This window comes from Desulfobacula phenolica, from assembly GCF_900105645.1.
In the GTDB taxonomy this organism is placed as follows: Bacteria; Desulfobacterota; Desulfobacteria; order Desulfobacterales; family Desulfobacteraceae; genus Desulfobacula; species Desulfobacula toluolica.
Genome location: NZ_FNLL01000005.1, coordinates 344,576 through 362,053 on the forward strand (window position 1 = coordinate 344,576; position 17,478 = coordinate 362,053).

Annotated in this window: 12 protein-coding genes and 1 tRNA gene; 5 read left to right on the forward strand and 8 right to left on the reverse strand. The window is 40.4% G+C overall.

Translation table 11 applies throughout. The features are described 5' to 3' along the window. Positions 1-4: 4 nt before the first annotated feature. The gene (locus tag BLT94_RS10600) at positions 5-2,662 is read right to left on the reverse strand and encodes a valine--tRNA ligase (RefSeq protein WP_092233747.1); all 2,658 of its coding nucleotides are present in this window, start codon (positions 2,660-2,662) and stop codon (positions 5-7) included. Between the two features lie 87 nt (positions 2,663-2,749). Continuing rightward, positions 2,750-3,247, reverse strand: a complete 498-nt coding sequence (locus BLT94_RS10605; protein ID WP_092233750.1) for a hypothetical protein — start codon at positions 3,245-3,247, stop codon at positions 2,750-2,752. Positions 3,248-3,417: 170 nt separating this feature from the next. On the opposite strand from BLT94_RS10605, the gene BLT94_RS10610 reads away from it, so the two are divergent. The 5 genes from BLT94_RS10610 to BLT94_RS10630 all read left to right on the forward strand — a co-directional run bounded on the left by BLT94_RS10610 (position 3,418) and on the right by BLT94_RS10630 (position 8,583). Continuing rightward, positions 3,418-4,152 (forward strand): 16S rRNA (uracil(1498)-N(3))-methyltransferase, encoded by a 735-nt coding sequence (locus BLT94_RS10610; protein ID WP_175530324.1) that lies wholly within the window; start codon positions 3,418-3,420, stop codon positions 4,150-4,152. A 79-nt stretch (positions 4,153-4,231) separates the two neighbouring features. Beyond that, positions 4,232-4,307, forward strand: a tRNA-Phe gene (locus BLT94_RS10615). Positions 4,308-5,263: 956 nt separating this feature from the next. Beyond that, a complete protein-coding gene (locus BLT94_RS22185) occupies positions 5,264-6,454 on the forward strand; it encodes an LTA synthase family protein (protein ID WP_281243375.1) in 1,191 nt (396 codons plus the stop codon). 55 nt (positions 6,455-6,509) lie between these two features. Further along, positions 6,510-7,184, forward strand: a complete 675-nt coding sequence (locus BLT94_RS10625) for a heavy metal response regulator transcription factor (protein ID WP_092233756.1) — start codon at positions 6,510-6,512, stop codon at positions 7,182-7,184. Continuing rightward, on the forward strand, positions 7,162-8,583 hold the full coding sequence (locus tag BLT94_RS10630; protein WP_092233759.1) for a sensor histidine kinase: 1,422 nt from the start codon (positions 7,162-7,164) through the stop codon (positions 8,581-8,583). Before BLT94_RS10625 ends, BLT94_RS10630 begins: the two co-directional genes overlap by 23 nt. A 1-nt stretch (position 8,584) precedes the next feature. On the opposite strand, the gene BLT94_RS10635 is transcribed toward BLT94_RS10630, so the two are convergent. From BLT94_RS10635 to BLT94_RS10660, 6 genes are all read right to left on the reverse strand, one after another. After that, positions 8,585-9,202, reverse strand: coding sequence for a class I SAM-dependent methyltransferase (locus BLT94_RS10635; RefSeq protein WP_322787276.1), 618 nt, complete (start codon positions 9,200-9,202; stop codon positions 8,585-8,587). Next, positions 9,189-11,486 carry a DNA translocase FtsK gene (locus tag BLT94_RS10640; RefSeq protein WP_092233762.1) on the reverse strand — a complete coding sequence of 766 codons (2,298 nt, stop codon included), beginning with the start codon at positions 11,484-11,486 and terminating at the stop codon, positions 9,189-9,191. Before BLT94_RS10640 ends, BLT94_RS10635 begins: the two co-directional genes overlap by 14 nt. After that, a complete protein-coding gene (locus BLT94_RS10645) occupies positions 11,483-13,132 on the reverse strand; it encodes a ribonuclease J (RefSeq protein WP_092233765.1) in 1,650 nt (549 codons plus the stop codon). The genes BLT94_RS10640 and BLT94_RS10645 overlap by 4 nt, the downstream gene beginning before the upstream one ends. Before the next feature lie 21 nt (positions 13,133-13,153). Then, on the reverse strand, positions 13,154-13,486 hold the full coding sequence (locus BLT94_RS10650; RefSeq protein ID WP_092233768.1) for a hypothetical protein: 333 nt from the start codon (positions 13,484-13,486) through the stop codon (positions 13,154-13,156). A gap of 162 nt (positions 13,487-13,648) precedes the next feature. Beyond that, positions 13,649-14,473: a phosphoribosylformylglycinamidine synthase subunit PurQ gene (locus BLT94_RS10655; RefSeq protein WP_092233772.1), complete on the reverse strand. Its 825-nt coding sequence runs from the start codon at positions 14,471-14,473 to the stop codon at positions 13,649-13,651. Continuing rightward, a complete protein-coding gene (locus BLT94_RS10660; RefSeq protein ID WP_092233775.1) occupies positions 14,470-17,478 on the reverse strand; it encodes a phosphoribosylformylglycinamidine synthase subunit PurL in 3,009 nt (1,002 codons plus the stop codon). Before BLT94_RS10660 ends, BLT94_RS10655 begins: the two co-directional genes overlap by 4 nt.

The window sequence follows — 17,478 nt, forward strand, 5'->3', positions numbered from 1 at the left end:
CCCCTCATTTCATTTGTTGTATTCGTTCAAGATTTTCCTTGAGCTTGTTGTTTTTTTCTTCAAAATCAGCGTATTGGGCCTTTACTTTCTGAACCACAGTTTCCGGTGCCTTTTCAAGAAAGCTTTCATTGTGAAGTCTTTTCTGGACACCCAGAAGATCTTTTGTGTTTTTTTCAAGTTCTTTTTCAAGCCGTTTGATTTCCTTGTCAAAATCAATCACCCCTTCCAAGGAAACAAAACAGGTGGTATCCCCGGTAACAGATGTTGCACAAGATGACGGTATATTATCCGCATCACAAAAATAAAAACTCTCAAGTGTGGCAAGATTCACAATCATTGATTTATTTTCAGCGATAATTATTTTTTCTTTTTCATCGTTTGTATATCCCAGCACTTTTATTTTCATGGACGGTTGAATATTCATTTCGCTCCTGATATTCCTGACACCTGAAATCAGGCCGAACACAAAATCCATATCTTTTTCAACGGTTTCATCCCTGAAGGTGTCATATGTTTTTTCATCATAGGGATAATCTGCGGCCATGACAGAGCCAGTGGTTGACGGCAGGATGCTGTAAATTTCTTCGGTCACAAAGGGCATAAACGGATGAAGTATGACCAGAATATCTTCCAGAACTTTTGCCAGAACACTTCTTGCACAATCCCTTCTCTGGACGCCTTCTTTTTCATAAAGTGCGGGTTTGGCTATTTCCAGAAACCAGTCGCAGAATTCATGCCATACAAACTTGTATGCGGCTGATGCAGCCTCGTTAAACCGATAGTTTTCAATGCCTTGCTTCACCGCAAGAGTGGTGCAGGCACATCGGGAAAGTATCCATTTTTCAGACAAAGTAAGCTTTTTAGGGTCTATCTGACTATCTTTTGGCGTAATATGCATGAGGGCAAATCGTGATGCATTCCAAAGCTTGTTGACAAAATGCCGATATCCTTCAACCCTTGATTCCGACATCTTGACATCACGACCCTGGGCCGCAAATACCGCCAAAGTAAACCTAAAAGCATCTGCACCATATTCGTCAATCACTTTTAACGGATCAATAACGTTCCCGACTGATTTGCTCATCTTTTTTCCATGTTCATCCCTTACAAGGGCATGGATATAGACATCATCAAACGGTACCTCATCCATAAAATGAAGACCCATCATCATCATCCTGGCAACCCAGAAAAAGAGAATATCAAAACCGGTCACAAGAACATTGGTAGGATAAAATGTTTTTAAAAGTTCTGTATCATTTGGCCATCCCATGGTTGAAAACGGCCATAGCGCACTTGAAAACCAGGTATCCAGCACATCAGTTTCCTGAATAATTTCTTTTGATCCGCATGCCGGGCATTGGGTCGGATCATGTTCTTCAACAATCACCTCTTTACATGCCGGACATTTCCATACGGGAATTCTATGGCCCCACCAGATCTGCCGTGAGATACACCAGTCCCTGATATTATCCATCCATTCAAAATAGGTTTTTGACCAGGTTTCCGGAATAATCCGGGTTTGTCCGTTGCGGACTGCATCCGAAGCTTTTTGGGCTAAAGGAGCCACTTTTACAAACCATTGCTTGGAAATAGACGGTTCAACAACGGTTTTGCACCGATAACAATGTCCGACACTGTGCTTTAACGGCTCTTGCTTGGCCAGCAGGCCCTGTTCTTTAAGTGCTTCAACTGCCTGCCGGCGGCACTCGAACCTGTCCAGGCCCTTAAACCGACCTGCCCCGTCAAGCATGCATCCGTCATCATCAATGACTTTCAACTTTTGAAGGCCGTGTTTTTCTCCCAGATTAAAATCATTGGGGTCATGGGCAGGTGTGACCTTTAAGGCACCTGTTCCAAACCCGGTATCCACATACTCATCTTTGATAATTGGAATGGTCCTGTCCGTCAAGGGAAGCATGACCTCTGTGTCTTCAAGGTCACAAAAGCGCTCGTCATTGGGGTTTACCGCCACTGCCGTATCACCGAACATGGTTTCAGGCCGTGTGGTTGCAACTGTAAGCCCTTGTTTTTTATTCACAAAGGGATATCTGATATAATACAGGTAAGAATCTTCTTCTTCATGCTCAACCTCAAGATCTGCAAGGGCTGTTTTGCACCGGGGACACCAGTTGATAATATAATGCCCCTCATAAATCAAACCTTCTTTATACAGCCTTACAAACACTTTGCGAACCGCATCGGAAAGCCCCTCATCCATGGTAAAGCGCTCCCGGTCCCAGTCACAGGAAGCACCCAGTCTTTTGAGTTGGTTGATAATGGCACCACCGGATTTTTCACGCCATTTCCAGACCTGTTTGATAAATTCCTCCCGGCCAACCTGATCGCGTGTCTGCCCTTTTGCTGCCAGGTCTCTTTCAACAACATTCTGGGTTGCGATCCCGGCATGGTCTGTTCCCGGCATCCAGAGAACATTATATCCTGAAAGCCGTTTATACCTGCACATAATATCTTGAACAACATTATTTAAAGCGTGGCCCATGTGAAGTACGCCCGTGACATTCGGCGGAGGAATAACAATTGAAAAGGCTGGTTTATCGCTTTTATCTTCAGCTTTAAAAAATCCATTATCAATCCAATATTTATACCATTTTTCTTCAATACCTGATGGCTCATAGCCTTTATCCAGAGAACCGGAACCCATAAATCAACTCCTAAAACCCATATTAATGAAAAAGGGGATCACTTGATGAATCCCCAGAACCTTTTTATATATATCAATTGCCTGAACTTAATTGTTTTCAATCTGATCAAGACCTTTTTGCAAACTCTCCTTGATCCCGGCAATTTCTTTTTCAATTACTTTTTCCATGGCCTCAAACAAAATGGTTTCAATTTTGCCGGCAATTTTTTTTTCAATTACCCTCTCCAACGCCACCTCCACCTGTTCTTGACTCACATTTAAATCAGCTGCGGACTCTTTAAATTCTTCAGTCTCAAACGAATCATCGCCATTTTGATCAGCATCTGTTGGATCACCGATTTCAAGTTCAAGGCCTTTATTGAAAGAAATTTCTTCTTCTATCTCAAAATTTTCTTCAAGTTTAAACTTGTCTTCCTTAGCATCGTCTGGATCAAGATCAATATTGTCATTTTCAATAATATCGGTCAATTCAATGATATCTTCCTGTATAGTCTGGCCTGAGCCGTCCTTAACAATATCCGTCAGTTCGATAATACTGTCACCTGTCTCATCTTCACTCAACATATCATCATCATAATCCGTCATAAAGGCCTCACTTTATTAGATATTAGGAACAATACCCTGTCCAGTATTTTTAAACATCAAAAAGTATCAAAGCCGGATCAAAGTGTCAACTATTTAAAAAAGCCAACACTTTGACCGCAGCAGAACAAAAAATCCATTTACAATACCACAGCTTTGTTTTAAAAAATCCCATGATGCAAAAATTCATTATTCCAAACATTGACAATATACCGTCCAGAGCAAGTATCCAAGGCCAGGATGCAAAACACATCTTTAAAGTTCTCAGGCTGAGCCCGGGAGACCCCATTGAAGTTACCAATGGAGACGGCACGGATTATAAGGCACGGATTGCTGCCGTCTCACCGGGTAATATAGAAGTTGATATTATTGACGGACATGATTCTTTAACAGAATCTGCCCTTCATATCACACTTTGTTCCGGCATGCTGAAAGACAAAAAAATGGATCTTGTGATCAAGCATGTGACACAGTTGGGTATCCATCAATGGATTCCTTTTTTTTGTGAACGGTCCATTCCAACCCCGGATGCAAAAAGGATAAAAAACCGGCATCAGCGATGGGAAACCATTGCAGTAGAATCTTTGAAACAGTGCCGTAGAAGCAGGCTCCCACAAATATTAACGCCATTGAGTTTTGAGAATCTGTTAGATCATGCTGAGGCCTATGATTTAAAAATTGCCTTCTGGGAAAAAGCAACGCAAAAACTTGATACTTTGACAAGAAATTCTTCACCTCTTAAAGTCATTATTTTGATCGGCCCGGAAGGAGGGTTATCGGAAACGGAAATAGAAATAGCTCAAAAAAAAGGCTTTTTATCTTATTCTCTTGGACCCAGAATTTTAAGAGCTGAAACAGCTGCTATTTCAAGCTGTACACTCATCCAACATATCCTTGGGGATATCTGATACCCCAAAACAATAAACACCTTTTTAATATTTCCCCTTGACATAATCAGCCAAAAGGAATATACCCCTTCTTGTTTGAGCCCAGGTAGCTCAGTCGGTAGAGCAGGGGACTGAAAATCCCCGTGTCGGCAGTTCAATTCTGTCCCTGGGCACCACAACAAATCAAAATTTAAATAAGCTTTCGGTGCTTTTCACTGGAAGCTTTTTTTTTGTGCATTTCAGCGACTGTCCCATCTTTATTCCCACTTAGATTGAACCTCCAAACAAATATTTGAAATTCTTTATTTGAGTTGTTTAAAATGAGGTAAAATTCAGATTACAAATATTTAATGAGGTTGTCATTTTCCTGTCATCTTAGAGATGTATAAATATATTTTCATACCATAAGGAGAACAAGGAAATGAAAATATTAACAAATATATTAAAATTTTATCTCTTTATCATTACCGTCTTTTTTATAGGAAGGATGTTTCTTTTTATTCAATACTTCAAACGATTTTCAGAGATTGAGACCAATTATTGGTTAACTTTCTTATATGGCTTAAAAATGGATACAATTGTAGCATGCATGATTATAGTTATCCCCATGTTACTTTTCACCTTGATGCCAAAATCTCTTGGGAAAAAGGTTGATTTTTTTTTAAAGGGATACATTCTGATAATGATATCCCTATGTATTTTTATAGAGTATGCAACCTTTCCTTTTTTTGCACAATATGATGTGCGGCCTAATTATTTATTTGTTGAGTATCTTATTTATCCTAAAGAAGTTTTCGGTATGATTATGGGTGACTATAAGCTTATCGTCATGGTGGGGATTTTGTTAATAACGGGTTTCATTTATTTGTTTGCTAATTATATAAAATTTAATTTTAATCAAATTTATAAAATCACTTATGCTAAAAGGGCTTTATTATTTCTCCCCCTGGCTCTTGTCCTTTTTATAGGCATTCGTTCATCTTTGGGACACCGCCCGGCAAATTTGTCTGACGCCATGTATTCTTCAAATAGAATAATAAATGAAATTACAAAAAATTCTATTTATTCTATTTGTTATTCTATTTATTCTGACAAAAAGTATGAAGCAGATGTGTCAAAGCTATATGGTAAAATGAACATTGAGGAGGCATTAAATCGCTTTAAAAACAATTTAAACATTCAATCTTTAGACAAAAAAACACCCCTTCATCGAAAAGTAAAAACAAATTTTAAAACTGACTCATCAAAAAATCTTGTTATTTTCATACAGGAAAGTATGGGATATCAGTTTGTTGAATCAACTGGCGGTGAAAAAGGGATTACGCCGAATTTGAATTTACTTAGCAAAAAAGGACTTCTGTTTACAAATGTTTTCTCCAACGGCACAAGAAGCATCAGAGGGATTGCCGGATGTGTTTCAGGTATTTTTTCAACCCCTGGAAAAGGAGTTGTAAAGAAAAACAAATCTCAAACTGGTTTTTTTACCATTTCATCACTCCTGGAACCATTTGGATATCATACCCTTTTTTTGTATGGAGGTGAGAGCAGGTTTGATAATATGAGAGGCTGGTTTCTTGGGAATGGATTTGATCAGATCATTGATGAACCGAAATTTAAAAATCCAGAATTTATAGGCACCTGGGGAGTCTCTGATGGAGATTTGATAAACAGGGCAAATGAGGAATTTATCAAACTGGACAAAAAGAAGCAGAAGTTTGCAGCAATACTGTTTTCCACTTCAAATCATACACCTTTTGATTTCCCAAAAGAAAAAATTGATTTGATAAACGGGATACCTGAAAAAAGTGTTAAAAACGCTATAAAATATGCTGATTTTGCGATTGGAGAATTTATCAAAAAAGCAAGGCAGGAATCTTACTATAAGAATACTGTTTTTGTCATCATAGCCGATCATAATGTGCGAGTATACGGTGATGACATGGTGCCCGTAAATATGTTTCATATTCCAGCATTAATCTTAGGAGAAGGTATTAAACCTGAAGTATATAGCGGCCTGTCAACACAACCGGATGTCCTGGCAACGGCCCTGGATTTACTGGGATTAGATTTAACATATCCCATCATGGGGCATTCAATTTTCAGCAATAAAAAACAAGCCCTGTCATTCATGCAATTCAACCAAACCTATGCTTTAAGAATAAATGACAGAGTAGCTGTTGTAAGGCCCAAAAAAGAACCTTTAACCTTTCTTTATGAGAAGCAGCACTTAAAACCTGTAGATCATGATATGGAATTAGAAAAAAACGCATTGGCATTTATCGTATCCTTAAACTATATTTATAATAAACAATTATATAAATAGGACAAAACATTGCCAATTATATATTTCAAAACAATATTGGGCAGAATAAAAAAAAATGAAGATTTTGATAATTGAAGATGATGCAGATGTATTAAGATTTATCAAAAAAGGATTGTCTGAATCAGGTTATACCATTGATGCAGCCTCCACAGGGGATGAAGGCCTTTTTTTAGCAACAACGCAATACTTTGATCTTATGATACTTGATGTAATGCTGCCTGAATTAAGCGGATTTGACATCATCAAAAGGATAAGAAAAAATCACATCAAGACCCCGGTTATTTTTTTAACTGCCAGAGACGATCAAGATGATATCCTTCAAGGATTTAATCTTGGTGCAGATGATTATCTTGTTAAACCATTTTCATTTGCTGAACTTCTTGCCAGGATAAAAGCAATCCTGAGACGCGGCCATGAAAAACCTATCGATAAGCTCTGTATAGGTGATCTTTCCTTGGATTTAATAAAGCACACCGTATATCGAGGTCATACAAAAATTGAAATTTCCGCCAAAGAATTTCTTCTGCTTGAATATCTATTGCGAAATTCAGGCCAGGTACTCACCCGAACTATGATACTTGAACAGGTATGGGGTTATAGTTTTGATACATCCAGTAATATTATAGATGTTCATATCAACCGGTTGCGTGGAAAAATCGATAAACACTTTAACAACAAACTGATCCATACAATAAAAGGTGTAGGCTATGTTCTCAAAGCGGAAGAATAAGTTTATCCATCGATTTGATGTCAGGTTGACTGTTCTATACACAACTATTTTCTTTTCCCTTGCTTTGATATTATGTTCATTTTTATATTACAGGCTTAATCATAATTTAGTTAAGCAGGTTGGTATTGTCCTTGCCGATGAGGTCACTGAGTTCAAAAACGAAATAAACGAAGAATTGTTAAAAAAAAACACCATACAAAGCGGGTGTGAAATATTTGCCGACGATATCAGCAAAAGGAAATATTATCCCATGTATTTTAGATTATACACTTCCTCTGGACAGCAGATCTTCCAATCCGACAACTCTTTAATATCATCATTTCCAAACATAGAACAACACATCACTCAAGGTATGAATAAAATAAAACACCATGGCAGTCTTTTGGTTATTGAAGAACATTTATTTATCTCAGCCTTGAAAAATACATTTATCTTACAGATAGGAACCAGCCTCAAGAGAACAAAAAAAACAAGTGATAATTTTTTATATAATATTATCATTGTTATACCTGTTATGCTTCTTTTCTGTATTATCGGTGGAATGACTGCTTCCAGAAAAGTTCGGGATGTTCTCAGAAATATCATTAGTGTAACAAAACGGATTACATCTAAAAATCTCAAAGAAAGATTGATTGTTCCTCATGAAAATGATGAAATTAAAGATTTGACAGTGACCATTAATTCTATGATTGACCGTCTTGAAAAATCATTTGAAGAGATAAAACATTTCACTTCAGATGTTTCTCATGAACTTCGCAATCCTCTTTTTGCGCTCAAAGGTGAAATTGAAGTAACATTATCTCAGAAACGAAGTGTGTCTGAATACCAAGACTCTATGCAGTTTTGTCTTGAAAAAATCAATACCTTGATTAAAATGGTAAATGATCTTTTTCTCATTACCCGGTTTGATTCAAAAAAGATACAGCTTGATTTTGAAGATATCAATATATGCGATTTAATCAAAGATCTATATGATTTTTTTCTACCTATAACCCTGGAAAAAAAGACAAACCTTAACATCAGCCAATGTGATGAAATCATATTAACCGCTGATAGAATTCAAATTTCCCAGCTGATCAATAATCTGTTGGACAATGCTGTAAAATTCACCCCGGAAAATGGCATGATTGATATTTCTCTTGTTCAAATTAATGACAATGAAATCGAATTATGCATCTGCGATAACGGCAAGGGTATACCACAGGATAAATTAAAAAAAATCTTTGACCGATTTTATCAAGTAGATCCGTCCAGAACCGACAGCCAAAAAGGCACCGGCCTTGGGCTACATATATGCAAAAGGATCGTGCATGCACATAACGGCAGCATTCGGGTCAACTCCAATACAGAGCAAGGTGTTTCTTTTATCATCCGTATGCCAATTGAGCAAATATCATAAATTATTTTTTTCTTAAAACACCCAGGGTTTTTATCATTTCAAGGGCTTCATAATCTTCTGATGCAAGGGCAGTTTCATATATTTCCCGGGGGGCCTGCCCTCCTTTTTCAGGATCCTTGAAAATATCATGAATCACTAAAAATCCATGGGATTTGATATGTCTGGCCCAGGTCAAATAATCCGTACGTACGGCCTCAAAGGAATGACCGCCATCTATAAAAAGCATTGAAATGGGTGTATCCCACATTTTTCCCGCCGTACTTGACCTTGCAACAATGGGCACCACTGTATGTTCAAGAGCGGTTCTGCGGATAGTCTCCCGGAAAAAAGGAAAGGTATTAATTCTTGATATTTGCGGGTCAAACAGATCAGGATCAAAATATTCTTCATTTGGCTGCTGCTCTTCCGATCCATCATGGTGATCAATGGAATAAAGAATGGAATCATTTTCTTTACATGCAGATCCGATAATATAGGCGGATTTGCCGCAATAACTCCCTATTTCAAGAACAGGACCGCTTTCAGAGGCTTTTAACGCAATGCAATAAAGTCTTGCTGCTTCTTCACGATCCATAAACCCCTTGATACTGTCCCACACGTCAAAATCAATCGTCATCATAACTTTTTACCAGTATCTCCCTGGGTTTTGAACCCATCTGGGGACCGACGATACCCTCATGCTCCATCATTTCAACCAACCGGGCCGCACGGTTATACCCGATCCGAAGACGGCGCTGAACAAAGGAAATGGATGCCTGACGGGTTTTGGTAACAAGGGATACGGCCTCATCATATTTTTCATCATAGTCTGATTCATCAAACTCTTTTTCCTCATCATTTCCGCCCAGTGTAATATCTTCAATATAATCCGGCGCTTTCTGGTCTTTTAAAAATTGAGTCACCCGAGAGATCTCTTGTTCGGAAAGATAAGCACCCTGAATTCTGACAAGCCTTCCCGCACCGGGCGGGCAGAAAAGCATATCCCCGTTTCCCAGAAGACTTTCAGATCCGCCGCCGTCAAAAATAGTCCTGGCATCAACCCTGGAAGAGACCTGAAATGAAATCCGGGTGGGAAAGTTGGCTTTAATACTTCCCGTGAGAACATCAACAGAGGGCCTCTGGGTTGCAACAATCAAATGAATCCCGGCAGCCCTTGCCATCTGGGCCAGTCGTGTCAATGCAAATTCCACGTCTTTTGAAGCCACCATCATGAGGTCCGCCAGTTCATCCACAATCACGACAATATAGGGAAGTTTTTCAAACAACTCCTGGGTTCCGGTTTCAGAATTCTCCGACTCTTCCTTTTTTTTCGATGCCACCATGCTGTTATACTGAATAATATTTCTTAGCCCGGTTTGTTCCAGCAGTTCATACCGCCGCTCCATCTCCCGTACCGCCCACATAAGGGCATTTGTTGCTTTTTTCATATCCGTAACCACAGGAGAAATCAAATGGGGAATATCATTATACACGGAAAGTTCAATCCTTTTGGGATCAATCATGATCATTTTAATATCATCGGGTGTGCCTTTGTACAAAAGACTGATGATCATGGCATTCAATCCCACACTTTTACCTGTTCCTGTGGCACCGGCGATCAACAGATGGGGCATGGAATCCATTTTTGTTACCATGGGCCTTCCCAGAATATCTTTTCCCAGCCCCAGGGTCAGAATGGAGGGGGAACTGACAAAATCTTTTGACGCAATCAATTCCCTTAAATTAACGACTTCTCTTTCATCGTTGGGAATCTCTATGCCCACCACATCCCGGCCCGGGATAGGGGCGACAATCCTTATACTTATGGCACTCAGGGCAAGAGCAAGGTCATCTGACAATCCTGCAATCTTACTTATTTTTATTCCCGGGGCAGGCCTGTATTCAAAAGTTGTGATCACCGGGCCAGGAAGAATTTCAACAACCTCTCCGGACACGTTAAAATCCTTTAACTTGCATTCCAGGATATGACTTTTCTCTTTGAGCAGGTCTGTATCAATATTTTTTTCAACCGCCTTTTTTTCATCCAGAAATGAAAGACGGGGCAGATCAAATTCAGCTTTATCCCGGATATCAACAAAATCAGCATCATGCTTAAAGTATGAATCCTGTTCTTCCAGTTCCACTATGTTCGGCTCACATATGATTGGTTCAAATATGTCAGGCTCGCATATGTCAGACTCAAAAACATTTTCAGGTTCATGAAAAAATTCTTTTTGCTGGATCTTTTCAGAAATTTTAATAAGAACATCCTTTTTTACCCTAGGGGTGATGTCAATCTGTTTTTCAGCCTGCGCTCTGTATTCCTTCCATTTGACGTACCTTCCATTAAAAAAATTTATCCCCTCATAGAAATCCGTCTTCATAACGGTCAAAAGGTCAATAATTTTCTGATTTAAAAACAGCCCAAGAGAAATAATAGATATCCCCGTGGCAAAGATAATGCCGAGCATCATAAAAAAAAGCAGGATAATAATACTGCCGATAATATTGGCATATTTTAATAAAAACGAGGTAATTGTAATCCCGATAACGCCGCCGGATGAAATGCTTGTGCCTAAAAGTGCATACCTGTCTTTAAAAAGAAAAAGCAGGCCGCCGGTACTGATAATTAAAAAAAAACCGCCCAGAAGGGTTAACCAGATGATATTTGCCGGTTTTCCTTTTAATAACCAGACACTGATAAGTCCCAGGATAATCGGAATCCAGAATGCACCTAACCCGAACAGAAAAATAAAAAAACCGGCAAGATGTGCCCCTAACAATCCAAAGGCATTGTGGATATGGTTCGGAATGTCAAAAAAATTGTTCCCCACACAGGGATCGGAAACATGATAGGAAAAAAGACTGACCGCTGTTAATACAATGAGAAAGAAAAGAAATATACCATAAAGTTCTTTTTTCATACTTCAATAATTATGGGGACAATTAGAGGCCTGCGGTTTATGGTAAACGCAAAATATTGTTTCAAGGCTTTTTTTAATTTTTTTCTGATCAACTCAACACGAGATTCAAAACCAGCTTCTATCTCTTCAACGATCTCAAGGATAACACACTGGGCATCATCAACCAGGTATCCGGTGGCGGAATCAAAGACAAACCCTTTTGAAATCAACTCCGGCCCGTAAAGGACAACCCCTGTTTCTTCATCAATGATCATGGTGACAACAACAAGGCCACCTTCGGAAAGTTCCCGCCTCTCCTTTAAAACACTTCTTCCCACATCACCGATACCTTTACCGTCAACAAGGATTCTACCTGTATGAACACTGCCGGTTATCCTGCCGCCATCCTTATCAAAGGCAATGATCTTGCCGTCTTCTGCAACAATAACATTTTCTCTGGGCAGTCCGAGCCCTTCGGCAAGCCTGGCATGAACGACCAAATGACGGTATTCCCCATGAATCGGTATAAAATATTTGGGTTTGGTCAGATTCAGCATCAATTTGAGTTCTTCCTGGTGGGCGTGACCCGAGGTATGGATCTTTGCAATTTTTGAATACACCACATCCGCGCCTCTACGGTAGAGCTTATTGATAATATTGGCAATGGCTTTTTCATTTCCAGGGATATATTTGGATGACAAAATCACATTGTCGCCCTTTTTAATATTAATGTGCTTGTGCATGCCCGAAGCCATCCTTACCAAAGCAGACATTGGTTCTCCCTGGCTGCCGGTGGTGATGATGAGTACTTCGTCATCCTTGTGTCTGCTAATCTGCTTTATGTTAAGGATGGTATTTGGGGGATAATGGATATGCCCAAGTTGTGTGGCAACGGCAACTATCTGTTCCATGCTCCGTCCATGAAAAACAACCTTTCGATTATTACGAATGGCTATATCCACCAACTGCTGTATCCTGAACACATTGGAGGCAAAAAGGGCAACAATAACCCTGCCTTTGGCAACAGTGATCAAGTCTTCAAGATTTTTTGCCACTTCCTGCTCAGACATGGTATAACCTTCAACCTCAACATTGGTGGAATCCGACATAAGGGCAAGGACACCTTCTTCACCAAATCTTGCAAAACTTGAAATATCCGTGTTTTTCATTTTGTCGGAATCATGATTGATCCTGAAATCACCTGTATGAACCACAACGCCTTCAGGGGTTTTAATAGCAAGACCAACACCCTCAACCGTACTGTGGCTGACACGGATAAATTCTATTTCAAAAGGATCAATTGAAAGGGTTTCTCCGGGATTGACAAGATTCAAATCAATGTATTTATTGAGATCAAACTCAATCAGTTTGTTCCTGACGATCCCCAGGGTAAAGGCTGTGCCATATACAGGCAACCTGATCTCCCTTAAAAGATAAGGCAACGCCCCAATGTGATCTTCATGGGCATGGGTAATTATGATGGCCTGTACTTTATCACGATTTTCTCTTATATAATCCATGGCCGGGATAACGATATCAATGCCAAGCATGTATTCTTCCGGAAACATCAAACCGGCATCAATGATAAATATGACATCATCGTATTCAATCACCATCATGTTAAGACCGATTTCGCCAAGACCGCCGAGTGGAATTATTTTAAGCATCTGAATACCCTAAGAAGTTGATTAAATACAAATATCAAGTTGTTCAAGAATGGCATCAGCCTGATCAATGAGCCAATTGCGCTGTTTTCTTGTTGCATAATCCATGCAATCGCATTTTATGTTTTTTTTAATTCTTACCAAAAATTCACAGGACAGGGAAGTTTCCTCCAGTTCTAAAGCGAATACATGAGGATGACAACCTTCATGATCTTTTTGAATGGGGGTTAACAATTTTTTATCCAATTCAAGCCAATAAATCCCGCCCAGAGGCGAAGATATCAAGTATTCATCAAAATAGGCTTTTAATTTTTGATAATCCGCAAGCCTCAACCCATCTATTAAATACTGTTTCATACCGAACCTAATTAGCATATATCTATTGGGATATGCAACCCGTATTGGTAATAAATTAAGGAATCAGGCTGAAAATGCCTGCCGTTTGCTCAAGGCTGAAAAATTCCCCCGGCCTTCAGAAACAATCCTGAAATGGCCGGAGAAATTTCTCAAATTCAGATATTAAAAAAATGACTCTTTGATATAATCAACCCCGTTTTTAAACAATTTGACACCAATTGTCATCTCTTTGCCAAGAGCTTTGCCTTCCCGTTTAAGCAGTTGGGTCTGACGCGTCCAGTCCGGATGATTGGTAAAATGATTATATGCTTCAGGATGAGGCATCAACCCGAAAATTTTCCCTGACGGATCACAGATGCCGGCAATATCTTCTAAAGAACCATTTGGATTCAAAGGAAATTCGCCTTTTGCAGGAACTCCTTGAGCGTCGGCATATTGAAACACCACCTGATGATTTGCCAAAAGAGTGTCAATCACTTTCTGGTCTGCAATAAATTTACCCTCTCCATGTCGAACCGGATAATCGGCTGTATCCATGCCCTTTGTAAAAACACAGGGGCTTTGATTGTTTGCAGCCAGATGGACCCATTGGTCCCTGAAATTCCCGCAATCATTGAAGGTAATGGAAACGCTTCTTTTTGTATAATCCTTGTTAAGACCTGGCAGCAGCCCCAGGTTGACCAAGGCCTGGAATCCGTTGCAGATGCCGATCATAAGTTTTCCCTGATCCACAAAATCCAAAAGATCTTTGCCAATGTGATTTTTAAGTTTTAAGGCCTGAATCACACCTGCACCATGGTCATCCCCCCAGGAAAATCCACCGCCAAAGGCAAGGATATGAAAATCTTTTAATGCAATTTTTCCGGAAACCAGGGCATTGATATGAACTCTATGAGACTTGGCCCCGGCAAGTTCAAATACATGGGCGGTTTCATTATCACAGTTTAATCCAAACCCTGTTAATATCAGTGCGTTAACCTTTTTCATATCATCTCTCCAAAGGTCTTGTTAAATGCTTTATCAAGTTGTGTTGTTGTTAGATCTACCAGCGTTTCGCTGTCAAGGCCGAAAATTTTCAAATGATCATGATCTTTTGTTACCCTGCCGATACAATTTGCCGCCATGCCTTTGAATAATTTTTCAAAAATTGATTTATTTTCCGGAGCAATAGTAACAATAAATCTGCCTGCTGATTCTGAAAACAAAAGGGTTTCATTTAAAAGTCCACCACGGTTCACATCCATTGGAAGATCCGATAAATTGACTTCAAGGCCCATTCCTCCTGCCAGTGTCAGGTATGACAGATGAACTCCAAGACCGCCCCTTGCAACGGCGTGGCAAGACGCCACAAGTTCATTTTCAATGGCACTTTGCATTGCCCTGTAGACCACTTTAAATTTATTAAAATCAACATGTGGGATATTCAGACCAATTTCATCAAAAGCCTCATAATATTCAGATGCCCCGAGTTCATTGGCCGTTGTGCCCAGCACATAAACAAGGTCGCCGGCAACCTTTGGTTCCATGGACACGCATTTTGAGATATCTTCAATAACCGATGTGCCTGAAAACTGAACGGTTTCCAGGGCTGACACTTTTATGCGCTCTCCAAATTCTCCTTCAAGGTGGCCGTCCACATACATGCTGTCCTTGCCGGAAAGAAGCGGGATTTCATATTTTTCGCAAGCTTCTTTTAATGCCCTGCATGCCCGGACCAGCTGGGCGGCCTTGAATTTTCCATCGGGATTTTTCTTTGGATCAAATTGTATGTTGGGCCAACAAAAATTATCCAGCCCGCCAATATGGTCAAAATTGCCACCCACGGCAATCAAACGCCGCACCGTTTCATCAATGGTACAGGTCATCATATGGTAGGCATCAATTTTTGAATACCACGGCAGAATACTTTGGGAAAACGCCAAGCCTTTTTGGGAGGTCAGAACCGGACGTGTCACGCTGGCATCGGATGGAATATTATGGTTAACCCCCACAAGGGGTTTGATCACGGAACCACCCTGGACTTCATGGTCATATTGACGGATAATCCACTCTTTGGAGCTGATATTGGGCCGCTCAAGCATGCTGAGCAGCAATGAATTAAAATCAGAAGGAGAGCTGATCACAGGTTCTGTCAAGCCTCTGGTTTCAGGCGAAAGCCAGACTGCATCAAATTCCCATGAGGGAAACCCTTTGTCCAGAAGATCCATATCCACATAAGCACAGGTTTCGTCCTTATATTTGATATGCAGTTTGCCGGTATCAGTATATTCACCGATCACACTGCTTTCCACTTCATGTTCGGCTGAAAGTTCCATAAACCGGTCCAGATTTTCGGGTTTAACGGCAATGGTCATTCTTTCCTGGGATTCTGAAATCCAGATTTCCCACATGTCCAGCCCTTCGTATTTCAGGGGAACTTTATCCAGCCATACCACACAACCATTGGAGATCATTGCTGATTCGCCAACAGAAGAAGACAAACCACCGCCGCCATTATCCGTGATAAACGGAATCAAGCCTTCATCCCGGCATATCAGCAGAAAATCATGCATTTTTTTCTGGGTATAAGGATCACCGATCTGGACATGACCGGCAGGCGTGTTTTCCGAATAACTTTCCGAAGAGGCTGTTACGCCGTGAATGCCGTCTTTTCCAACCCGACCGCCACTCATTATAATGAGTTCCCCAGGGGATGTTTTCTTTTCATGGCTGGGCTTTCCCTTGACCTGGTTGGGCATGATTCCCAATGCCGTCACAAAAACCAGGCTTTTGCCCATGTAACCGGGATTAAATAGTGTCTGGCCAAAGGTGGTGGGAACTCCGCTTTTATTTCCCCCGTCCTTGACCCCTTCTATAACACCGTCAAGAAGACGCCTGGGATGAAGCGGCGGCTTTAAATGTCCGTCATAATTTACATCTCCCACACAATACCCGAAACTGCCCATAAACAGCTTGGAGCCAAGCCCGGTTCCCATGGGATCTCGATAAACCCCTACAATACCGGTTATGGCACCGCCATAGGCTTCCATATTGGAGGGGGAGTTATGGGTTTCGCCGGTCACCACATAATTATTTTCATCATCAAAACTGCCAACCCCTGCATTATCCCATAATACGGAAACCACCCACTCTTTTTGATCTTTAAGCTTTAAGGTCGGTTCCTGGATATAGGTTTTAAACAGGCTGTTTTCAACGACTTGTTCGTTATTGGATGCATCCGTATACCTGAAAATTCCCTGAAAGGTATTATGATTGCAATGATCGCTTCTGGCCTGGGAAATATATTCCAGCTCCACATCTGTTGGCTTGGAAAGCCCTGCTTTTTTTCTGGATGCCATTACATCCGGATCCAGAAAATACTCGCGAATCACCGGGATATCCCTTGGATTTAATGCAAGATTTCTCTCATCGGAAATCTTTGCAAGCTGTTCATCAGAGTCAATGCTGATAACTTCAAAACAGGGTGTGTGGTCAAGGATAACCTTGGCAGGCTTGACATCTGCACCGATTTTCTTATCCCATTCATCCATGGAAAAAACTTTAAATTGCTGAATGATACCATTGGACAAAAGCTCGGAAGCCAGTTTTTCCACATCCTCACGAACCAGTGTATCGCCTTTCAGGCAGTACCGTTTTGATGTATAAATACCTTCATCAGGTCCAAAGGTTTTTCCCAGGTGGTCTTTTATGGCTTCCATTGCCGTGGCACCCGGGTTATCTTTTACCCCTGGCCTGAATCCGACCCAGATACACCAGTGAAAATCAATATCAAGAGGAGTAAGACTTGACACCTGGGTTACCGGGTTGGTAAAGATCTCGTCTTTGACACGCCCAAGCTGCCCGTGATCAAGATCTGATTCAATGGTCACGATATTAATGCATCGCGCCTCTTGAATATTAATTCCAAAATAGGAAGCGGCCTTTTTTATCAGAGAAGATGCTTCAGCATCCCTGAGCTCTTTTTTAAGAGCGATTTCAATACAGCAAATCAT

Excerpts from the sequence above, each read along its gene's own strand:
- BLT94_RS10600 (WP_092233747.1), bottom strand. The coding sequence starts at position 2,662 with ATGGGTTCCGGTTCTCTGGATAAAGGCTATGAGCCATCAGGTATTGAA.
- BLT94_RS10605 (WP_092233750.1), bottom strand. The coding sequence starts at position 3,247 with ATGACGGATTATGATGATGATATGTTGAGTGAAGATGAGACAGGTGAC.
- BLT94_RS10610 (WP_175530324.1), top strand. The coding sequence starts at position 3,418 with ATGATGCAAAAATTCATTATTCCAAACATTGACAATATACCGTCCAGA.
- BLT94_RS22185 (WP_281243375.1), top strand. The coding sequence starts at position 5,264 with ATGAACATTGAGGAGGCATTAAATCGCTTTAAAAACAATTTAAACATT.
- BLT94_RS10625 (WP_092233756.1), top strand. The coding sequence starts at position 6,510 with ATGAAGATTTTGATAATTGAAGATGATGCAGATGTATTAAGATTTATC.
- BLT94_RS10630 (WP_092233759.1), top strand. The coding sequence starts at position 7,162 with ATGTTCTCAAAGCGGAAGAATAAGTTTATCCATCGATTTGATGTCAGG.
- BLT94_RS10635 (WP_322787276.1), bottom strand. The coding sequence starts at position 9,202 with ATGATGACGATTGATTTTGACGTGTGGGACAGTATCAAGGGGTTTATG.
- BLT94_RS10640 (WP_092233762.1), bottom strand. The coding sequence starts at position 11,486 with ATGAAAAAAGAACTTTATGGTATATTTCTTTTCTTTCTCATTGTATTA.
- BLT94_RS10645 (WP_092233765.1), bottom strand. The coding sequence starts at position 13,132 with ATGCTTAAAATAATTCCACTCGGCGGTCTTGGCGAAATCGGTCTTAAC.
- BLT94_RS10650 (WP_092233768.1), bottom strand. The coding sequence starts at position 13,486 with ATGAAACAGTATTTAATAGATGGGTTGAGGCTTGCGGATTATCAAAAA.
- BLT94_RS10655 (WP_092233772.1), bottom strand. The coding sequence starts at position 14,473 with ATGAAAAAGGTTAACGCACTGATATTAACAGGGTTTGGATTAAACTGT.
- BLT94_RS10660 (WP_092233775.1), bottom strand. The coding sequence starts at position 17,478 with ATGATTTGCTGTATTGAAATCGCTCTTAAAAAAGAGCTCAGGGATGCT.